The sequence below is a fragment of the Actinocrinis sp. genome, from assembly GCF_035650855.1.
GTDB lineage: Bacteria > Actinomycetota > Actinomycetes > Streptomycetales > Catenulisporaceae > Actinocrinis.
Genome location: NZ_DASRGV010000398.1, coordinates 1 through 8,206, shown reverse-complemented (window position 1 = coordinate 8,206; position 8,206 = coordinate 1). Strand labels below are relative to the sequence as shown.

Here is an 8,206-nt window from a genome sequence, read left to right as displayed (position 1 = left end):
CGCGATCGAAGGTGGGATACGACTGCACGCTGATGCCCAGCAGGTGGCCGGTCGAGCTCTGCGTCGCCGCCGTGCCCGCCGGGATGCTCGCGGCCATGACCGCGGCCGCCGCTCCCAGCACCGCGGCCGCCCGCAGGCCCGTGCGCCCCGTTACCCCGTTGATTGAAGACATTCCGCATCCTTTTCCGCTCATGCGCACGCAGGATCGCGCGCCCCGTCCCGTAGCCGGTGAACGCACCGGCGCGGACCCCTATCGCAGGGCCCGCGCCAAGTATGCCCGCAGGCCGCGGTGGCCGCGTCGCTCAGCTTCCGGTGCGCGCGAAGCGCAGGGTGGCCGTGATCGTCGCGACGCCGCGCAACATGCCTAGTTGATTCCACGTGATCCCGAAGGCGGCGCGGTCGACGTCGAACTGCGTCACCAGCGTGACGCCCGCAGGCTCCGTCGCCGCGAGCGTGGCGGTAATGGTGAGGGCCTGGGTGACCTCGCGTACGGTCAGCAGCCCCTCGACGCGCACGGTACCGTCCGCGTTCTGCACGGCGCTCAGGACGTCGAACTTGATGACCGGGAACCGCTCGGCGGCGAAGAAGTCGTCGGAGCGCAGGTGCTTGTCGCGGGCGGTGTTCTTCGTGTCGACGGAGTCGGCGCGCACGTTGATCACACCGGTGGCGGATCCGTCCGCGTCGAGCTTGCCGTCCCCGCTGACGCCCTTGAAGGTGCCTTTCACGGTCACCAGGCCCCACATCGTCTTGTGCCGGAAGGCGACGGTGGAACGCGCGGTGTCGAGTACGAACTGGCCGGGGGCGCTGGCGGTCATCGAAGTCTCCTGCGGAAGGGGGGTGGAGGGCGAAGGTCGAGCGGGCGGGCACCGAGGCGCCCACACTCGTCCAAATTTGAACGTCACGCTAGCATGAAATCCAAATTTGGACGACAGCTACGATGGAGCATGACCAACGACGCGGAGCCCACCTGCCCCGGGAGCGGCGCGCCCGGGGGCGCGGACACGCAGCTGCCGGAGGAACTGCGGTTGTGGATGCGGCTGCTCTCGGCCGCCGGGACGGTCGAGCAGATCATGGCCAAGCAGGTCAAGCAGACCTTCGGCATCTCGCACGACGAGTTCCTCGTGCTGTGCCTCCTGGCCGAGCAGCCGGGCGCCAGTCTGCGCATGACGCAGATCGCGGAACTGCTCGGGCGGCCCAAGACGCGCCTGACCTACCAGGTCGGCTGCCTGAGCCACACCGGCCTGGTCACCCGCGAGTCGGTGAGCGGAGACCGGCGCGGCATCGCCCTGACGTTGACCGCGAAGGCGCGGCGGCTGCTCGCGGAGAAGGGCCCGGACCTGGCCGCGGCGGTGTGCCAGGCCCTGGCCGAGACGATCGGCCCGGATTGGCGCCGCACGGTGGGAGCGGCCGCGGCGGTGGCCGGCCACGCCCACGCGGCCGGCGGCGAAGACTGAACCGCGAAGAGACCGAGCCGCGGCACGTGTGTAGTCCCTGACCCTCAGCCCGCCTGACGCCGCCGACCGCCAGACCTGGAGTGCGCGTCGGCCGGCGATTCGTCGCAGGTCAGACGGCTTTCGCCGGACGCTCGATTAGTTGCTTGACAAAAGGAATTAACTCGCACGACACTGTTCGCACCCGGAGCCGCCCCGCGACCCACGCCCTCCGGGACTCGCATCAGGTCGGCCGACCTGCAGTTCGATCATCCACGTCCGATCATGCACGTCTGCAACGAAGCAGGAGAGGCTGCCAGGGATGAGATTCCGAAGACTCGTCGGATCGGCGACGGCCGGAGCCGTCGTCATAGCCGGGGCCGTGTCCGCGTCGGTGCTCGCCGCCGGGCCGGCCGGGGCGGCGAGCCCGACCCAGCCGTCCGCCGAGACGGCCAGGTCGCTCTACATGAACAACTGGAGCGACACCACCGGCATCTGGATGGCGCCGCAACTGGCGCAGACCGACAGCAACACCCAGTACGGCCCGCGGCTCGGCGAGCTGCACTACTCGCCGAACGGCGCCGCGTCCGCCGCGTCCGCCGTCAACCAGATCGTCGACTACACCGGCTTCTTCCGCGACGAGACCCACGGCGTGAAGTACGACCAGGTGCACAACTTCTCCGCGGCCACCGGCTACCTCGACTCGGGCGGCATCCTGCGCTCGGACTACGGGACCTACTCCGGCACCGCGATGCCGGTGAGCATCGGCCGCGACTACGCGATGGTGCCCAACCAGCACTTCATGGTCGTGACCTACCGGCTCACCAACACCACCGGCTCGGCCGTCACGATGAACGTGCTGGACTCGGTGCACCTGAACAACACCGGCGCCGGCTCGGGCGCCACGGTGCACGCCACCTACGACTCGACCCGCGACGCCGACGTCGCCGACATGTCCGCCAGCGGCCAGTACCAGATCGTGCTCGGCTCCTTCGGCGCCTCCAGCGGCCACCAGGTCGGCGACGACACCGTCTCGAACACCGCCAGCGCCACGGTCGCGCCCTGGTACGCCTTCGACGCGAACGGCAGCCTGCCCGGCAACAACAGCGTCACCGCCGGCAACGTCGACATCGCCCTGTCCAAGCAGGTCTCGGTGCCGGCGAACAGCACCGTGAACACCTCGTTCTACCTGGCGATCGCCGCCACCCAGAGCGACGCGCTGGCCGCCGCCGACACCGCGCGCGCCTCGAGCGACACCTCGTGGCAGCAGACCACGACCACCGACTACGCGAACTGGCTGGCCGCCGGAAAGCGGGTCACCTCCACGTTCACCGACACCGGCCTGTCCACCGCCTACGACCGGTCGCTGGTGGTGATGAAGCAGACGCAGAACCCGGTGCTGGGCACCTGGCCCGCGGCCACCAACCCGATCGCCTACGGCTACAAGACCTGGATCCGCGACTCGGCCGTCACCGCGCTGGCGATGGACACCGCCGGCCACCACGCCGAGGCCGCGAAGTACTTCAACTGGCTGATCAGCGTGCAGAACTCCGACGGCTCGTTCGGCACCACCTACAACGAGTGGACCGGACAGTACGTCAGCTTCGTGCAGCCGGAGAACGACTCCGTCGGCATCTTCCTGATGGGCGCGCTGCGCCACTACCAGCAGACCGGGGACACCACGTTCCTCAACGCCATGTGGCCCGCGGTGCAGAAGTCCGCCGGATTCATCGCGGGCGGCATCCAGAGCAACGGCTTCGGCCCCTCGGACTTCTCCATCTGGGAGGAGGCCCAGGAGTACAACGCCTTCACCCAGGCCACCTACGAGGCCGGGCTCGGGGCGGCCGAGCTGTACGCCCAGGCCGAGGGCGACACCGCCCTGGCCGACAGCTGGAGCTCGGCGGCAGGCAGCATCGCCACCGCGCTGCAGCGCTCCTCGCTGGCCAGCCCGGCCGGCATGTGGAACGGCCCGTCGAACTACTACGACCGCGCGGTCAACACCGACAACACCGCGCGCGTCTCACCGGTCGACTCCTCCTCGGACATGCTGCTGGTGCTCGGCGTCATCGACACCGCCAGCAGCCGCGCCGCCTCGCACGTCTCGACGGTCACCTCGGATCTGACCCACGACACCTACGGCATCGCGCGCTACCAGGGCGACGACTTCTACTACACCTCGCCCTACAGCCCGGCCGGCAACGAGGCGCTGGCCGCGGAGCCCTCCTGGCCGCAGATGAGCATGTACCTGGCCATCCAGGAGGTCTTCACCGGCGACACCGCCACCGCGCTGAACCGGCTGACCTGGTACGTCACCCGCACCGCGACCGGCTACATGCCCCCGGGCGAGGCCACCTCGAACGTGACGCAGAAGCCGATCGTCTCCACCATGGTCGAGCCGGTGACCGGCGCCTGGTACGTGCTGGCCGCGCTCGCCTACGGCGGCCAGACCGACACCCGCGTCTACCCGACGGTGACCAGGGCCGGCGCCAACGCCACCCTCACCGTGGACGCGGGCACCACCGGCGACTGGCCGCAGTGGTCCTCGGTGCCCTACTTCACCGACCGGGTGGGCGACAACGCCAACGGCGACCCGGACACCGACATCCGCAACGTCGCCGTCGCCAACGACGACTCGAACCTGTACGTGCGGGTCGACAACGCCGACGGGCACCTGCCCAACTACCAGACCGCCACCGAGTTCGGCGTCGACGTCTACTCGGCGGACTACTCCGGCGCCGCGTCCGCGACGACCACCGTCGGCATCGACGGCTCGACGCTGCCGCGCCCGGTCTCCTACCTGGTGGCGCGCCGCTCCAGCGACAACCGCTACCTGCACTACCACGTCGCCAACGGAGCGTGGGTGCAGGACGCCGACATCACCAGCGTCATCGCGCCGCAGTGGGACCCCGCCACCGGCCGGGTCGAGCTGGTGATCCCCCGCTCCGCGCTGGCCAGCTCCAGCACCGCGAACGGAACCGTGCAGCCGCTGACCATCGAGCTGGAACACCAGAACCCGACGACGCTGGCCTGGACCGAGGACGACACGAGCACCCTGCTCTACCGGCTCACCGGCTCGGCCACCGCGGCGCTCTACGGAAACGTGCGGTGACGGCGGTGAGGATGGCGACCGTGGTGGAACCCTGACACGCTGACGCCCCGGCCTGGGGCACACTTTCCCCGACGACCTCAGGCGACGAACCTTCGAGCAAGGAAGAGCGATGATGCCGGAGACGATGGACCGCACCGCGCCGCACCAGCCGGAGCAGTGGTCCTCGCGTGAACGCAACCTGGCCGCGCTGTTCACGGCCATCCTCACGCGCGGACCGATCTCCCGGCGCGACGCGGCGCGGGCCATCGGGATGTCACAGGCCGCGGTGACCAAGCTGGTCAAGCCGATGATCGCGGGCGGCTACGTGACCGAGCAGGAGGGCTACTCCGAGGGCCCGGGCCGCCCGCTGATCCCGCTGGTCATCGACGCCAAGCGGCACAACGCCGTCGGGGTGAAGGTGACCAGCGGGGAGCTGATCGGCGTCGTGGTCGACCTGCACGCCGAGGTGCTGCAGTCCAGGCGGGTGCCGCTGGCCGAGCCGCGGCCGGACACGGTCGCGGCGGCGGTGGCCGACCTGGTGCGGGATCTGCTCAGCCGGGCCGACGGCGGCGCGAGCAGCACGGTCGGCGTCGGCGTCGGGCTCGGCGGCCACGTCGACGGGCGCCGCGGCATAGTGCGCTTCTCCCCGATGCTGGAGGACTGGCGCGACGTGCCGCTGCAGCGGATGCTCGCCGACGCGCTGCACCTGCCGGTGCTCATCGAGAACGACGTGAACACCCTGGCCGTCGCCGAGCAGTGGTTCGGCGCCGGCCGGGACACCTCCTCCTTCGCGGTGGTCACCGTGGGCGCGGGCGTCGGCGGCGCGATCGTCATCGACGACCAGCTGCTGCACGGCGCCAGCGGCGCGGCCGGCGAGTTCGGGCACAACATCGTCGACCCGCGCGGCCCGCTGTGCCACTGCGGCAAGCGCGGCTGCATCGAGGCTTTCGCCAGCGACGAGGCGATCGTGCGGGCGATCGGCGAGCGCGGCGGGCAGGCTCCGGGCAGCCTCGCCGAGGCGGTGGAGATCGCGCACGGCGGCGACCCGGTGGCCCGGCAGGTGTTCGTCGAGGCCGGCCGGGCGCTGGGCCAGGGCCTGGCCGGCCTGGTCAACCTGATCAACCCGCCGGTGGTGATCCTCTCCGGCGAGGGCATCAGCGCCTCCGATCTGATCATCGACGCGCTGGGCGAGGAGCTGGCCCGCTCCAGCTTCTCCACCGCCGGGCGGGACTGCCGCCTGGTGGTGCGCCCGCTGCCGGACGAGACCTGGGCCCGCGGCGCCGCGGCCACCATGCTGCGCCACGGCGTACTGCGCTCGCTGATGACGCTCACCGGCGAGATCCAGGTGTAGGAAACGGCGCCGCGAGCACCGCGGCGCGAAACGCACTGCAAAACCCCTGCTGTCCGAGCCGGGCCGGATACGGCCTCGAATAGTTTGCTTGGCGAACGAAAACAATCCCGGCCGGGGGCGCAGCACCGACGCTCAGGCGGTGCGGCCCCGGCTCCTCACGACACAACCCGCAACTCAGCCCCTCACCACGACACAGGAGTCATGGATATGAGTCGTCGTCACGACCGCGCACTGATGCTGGGAGCGGCCGCGCTGTGCGCGTCGCTGCTCGGCGCCTGCTCGTCGGCAAGCTCGCCGGCCGCCTCCTCCGGTCCCGTCACGCTCACCTTCTGGGGCACCTACGGCAACGGCGGCAACAAGACCCAGACCGACGCCCTGGACAACACGATCATCCCGGCCTTCGAGAAGGCCAACCCCGGCATCAAGATCCAGTACGTCGACATCCCTTACGACTCGATGCTGCAGAAGCTGACCACCGGCGCGGCCGGCGGCCAGCTGCCCGACCTGGTGCGCGCCGACCTCGGCTGGGTGCCCAAGCTGGGCGCGCTCGGCGTGTTCGCGCCGCTGGACCAGAAGATGAGCGACTACAAGACGCTCGCGGCGGCGGACTACCCGGGCACCGTGGCGACCAACCTGTTCGCCGGGCACTACTACGGCCTGCCGCTGGACACCAACACCAGGGTGCTGATCTCCAACCCGGACGCGCTGAAGGCCGCGGGCATCGCCGCGCCGCCGGCCACCTTCGACGAGCTGAAGGCGGACGCGCCGAAGCTGGCCGCCAACAAGGTCGCGGCGTTCGCGGACAGCGGCCTGCAGGGCTGGAACCTCTACCCGTGGATCTGGTCGGCCGGCGGTTCGGTCACCAACGCGGACCAGACCAAGGCCACCGGCTACCTCAACAGCCCGGCCAGCGTGGCGGGCGTGCAGCTGCTGGTGGACCTGTACAAGGCTGGCGCGATCCCGAAGCTGATCACCGGGGACAAGGGCGCGACGCAGACCTCTGACGGGCTGCCCAAGGGCCAGTACGCGAACATCCTGGACGGGCCGTGGATGACCGGGATCTGGTCGGGCCAGTACCCGAGCTTCAAGCCGGTCTACTCCCCCGTGCCGGCCGGGCCGGGCGGTTCGGTCTCGGTGACCGGCGGCGAGGACATCGTGATGACCTCGGCGTCGGCGCACCAGGACGCGGCGGAGAAGTTCATCCGCTTCACCCAGAGCGCCACCTTCCAGCTGGCGATGGCCAAGACCGGGCAGATGTCCGTGGTGCAGGCCCTGGGCGTCCAGGAGGCCGCGGCCTCGCCGGAGCTGGCGCCGTTCATCAAGCAGCTGGCCACCGCCAAGCCGCGTCCCTCGGTGCCGCAGGCCCCGCAGATCGACACCGTGCTGCAGGACGACCTGACCCCGGCGTTCACCGGCAGCACGTCGGTGCAGGCCGCGCTGGACAAGGCCGCCTCGGACATCGACCCGCTGCTGACGGCGACCCGGTAGGCCGCCAAGCATGATGACCGCTCAGAACGCCGCGGCGTCGTCGAACGCCGCCACGTCTGAACCCGCGGACGCACGCCTCGTCGCGCCGGCCGATGCCGGTGCGGCGGGGCCGCCGCCCCCGCCCCAGGGGACGAATCGCGCGCCGCTGTGGCGGCGCACCGCCTCCTCGCGCACCGCGCTGCTGTTCCTGGCACCCGGGTTCCTGCTCTTCCTCGCCCTGATCATCTATCCGATGGTGCGCGCGTTCCAGATGAGCTTCTACGACTGGAACATCGTGGCCGGGTCGGTCAGCCGGTTCACCGGGTTCGCCAACTACACCCGCGCCTTCCACGACCCGGTGTTCTGGCGGGCGGCGGCCAACAGCGGCGTCTACATGGCGTTCACGGTGCCGCCGCAGATCGTGCTGGGCTTCCTGGTCGCGACGCTGCTCAACAACAAGGCGCCGGGCCGCGCGCTCTTCCGGGTGCTGTTCTACCTGCCGGTGGTCACCAGCTGGGTCGTGGTCTCGCTGCTGTTCCAGTACCTGTTCGCGGACAGCGGCCTGGTCAACTGGATGCTGCACGACGTCACGCACGTGACCTCGCAGCCCACCTCCTGGCTGGCGGGCCGCTGGACCGGGATGGTCGCGGTCTCCGCGCTCGGGGTGTGGAAGGGCATCGGCTGGTCGATGGTCATCTTCCTGGCCGCGCTGCAGGGCGTGCCCAAGGAGCTGCTTGAGGCGGCCGAGATGGACGGCGCCGGGGCCTGGCACCGCTTCCGCGCGGTGACGCTGCCGGCGGTGCGCCCGGCGCTGCTGTTCGTCACGGTGATGCTCGTCATCGGCGGGTTCAACGTGTTCACCTCGGTGCT

6 protein-coding genes are annotated in these 8,206 nt (G+C 70.4%); 5 read left to right on the top strand and 1 reads right to left on the bottom strand.

What is annotated here, in order from left to right:
- Positions 1 to 302: 302 nt before the first annotated feature.
- Positions 303 to 815 (bottom strand): YceI family protein, encoded by a 513-nt coding sequence (locus tag VFB40_RS28230; RefSeq protein WP_324856070.1) that lies wholly within the window; start codon positions 813 to 815, stop codon positions 303 to 305.
- Between the two features lie 129 nt (positions 816 to 944).
- On the opposite strand from VFB40_RS28230, the gene VFB40_RS28225 reads away from it, so the two are divergent.
- From VFB40_RS28225 to VFB40_RS28205, 5 genes are all read left to right on the top strand, one after another.
- Positions 945 to 1,454 carry a MarR family winged helix-turn-helix transcriptional regulator gene (locus VFB40_RS28225; RefSeq protein WP_324856068.1) on the top strand — a complete coding sequence of 170 codons (510 nt, stop codon included), beginning with the start codon at positions 945 to 947 and terminating at the stop codon, positions 1,452 to 1,454.
- Between the two features lie 298 nt (positions 1,455 to 1,752).
- On the top strand, positions 1,753 to 4,539 hold the full coding sequence (locus VFB40_RS28220) for a glycoside hydrolase family 15 protein (protein ID WP_324856066.1): 2,787 nt from the start codon (positions 1,753 to 1,755) through the stop codon (positions 4,537 to 4,539).
- A gap of 109 nt (positions 4,540 to 4,648) precedes the next feature.
- A complete protein-coding gene (locus tag VFB40_RS28215; protein WP_324856064.1) occupies positions 4,649 to 5,869 on the top strand; it encodes an ROK family protein in 1,221 nt (406 codons plus the stop codon).
- Between the two features lie 207 nt (positions 5,870 to 6,076).
- Positions 6,077 to 7,357, top strand: a complete 1,281-nt coding sequence (locus VFB40_RS28210) for an extracellular solute-binding protein (RefSeq protein WP_324856062.1) — start codon at positions 6,077 to 6,079, stop codon at positions 7,355 to 7,357.
- Between the two features lie 10 nt (positions 7,358 to 7,367).
- A partial coding sequence (locus tag VFB40_RS28205; RefSeq protein WP_324856060.1) for a carbohydrate ABC transporter permease occupies positions 7,368 to 8,206 on the top strand: 839 nt, incomplete at its 3' end.

Bases quoted from the DNA above. Each gene is read 5' to 3' on its own strand.
- VFB40_RS28220 (WP_324856066.1), top strand. From the start codon at position 1,753: ATGAGATTCCGAAGACTCGTCGGATCGGCGACGGCCGGAGCCGTCGTC.
- VFB40_RS28210 (WP_324856062.1), top strand. From the start codon at position 6,077: ATGAGTCGTCGTCACGACCGCGCACTGATGCTGGGAGCGGCCGCGCTG.
- VFB40_RS28225 (WP_324856068.1), top strand. From the start codon at position 945: ATGACCAACGACGCGGAGCCCACCTGCCCCGGGAGCGGCGCGCCCGGG.
- VFB40_RS28215 (WP_324856064.1), top strand. From the start codon at position 4,649: ATGATGCCGGAGACGATGGACCGCACCGCGCCGCACCAGCCGGAGCAG.
- VFB40_RS28230 (WP_324856070.1), bottom strand. From the start codon at position 815: ATGACCGCCAGCGCCCCCGGCCAGTTCGTACTCGACACCGCGCGTTCC.